The sequence below is a fragment of the Streptomyces sp. BE20 genome, from assembly GCF_036322525.1.
Classification (GTDB): Bacteria; Actinomycetota; Actinomycetes; order Streptomycetales; family Streptomycetaceae; genus Kitasatospora.
In genome coordinates, this window is record NZ_JAQYWW010000062.1 from 1 (window position 1) to 540 (window position 540).

2 rRNA genes are annotated in these 540 nt (G+C 58.5%); both read left to right on the forward strand.

Features of this window, described 5'->3' with window-relative positions:
• Window positions 1-132 (forward strand): 16S ribosomal RNA (locus PUR61_RS00230); the annotation flags it as partial.
• Window positions 133-413: 281 nt separating this feature from the next.
• Window positions 414-540, forward strand: a 23S ribosomal RNA gene (locus PUR61_RS00235); the annotation flags it as partial.

Consider the following 540-nt stretch of genomic DNA (forward strand, 5'->3'; position numbering starts at 1 on the left):
ACGAAAGTCGGTAACACCCGAAGCCGGTGGCCTAACCCGTAAGGGGAGGAGCCGTCGAAGGTGGGACCAGCGATTGGGACGAAGTCGTAACAAGGTAGCCGTACCGGAAGGTGCGGCTGGATCACCTCCTTTCTAAGGAGCGCATGGCCGCTTGCAGGCGAATGTTCTGCACGGTCGCTCATGGGTGGAACGTTGACTATTCGGCACAGGAAGAGATCGGACGTGAGTACTGCTTCGGCGTGGAAAGCGATCTGGGATTGACTGTGTCGGGCACGTTGTTGGGTCCTGAGGGAACGGCCGTTATGGTCTGTTTCTTCAGTACTGCCGGTCTCATGCGAGGCGGTCCTTTGGGGTCGTTGAGTGTGGGTGTCTGGTCGTTGTTTGAGAACTGCACAGTGGACGCGAGCATCTGTGGCCAAGTTTTTAAGGGCGCACGGTGGATGCCTTGGCACCAGGAACCGATGAAGGACGTGGGAGGCCACGATAGTCCCCGGGGAGCCGTCAACCAGGCTTTGATCCGGGGGTTTCCGAATGGGGAAA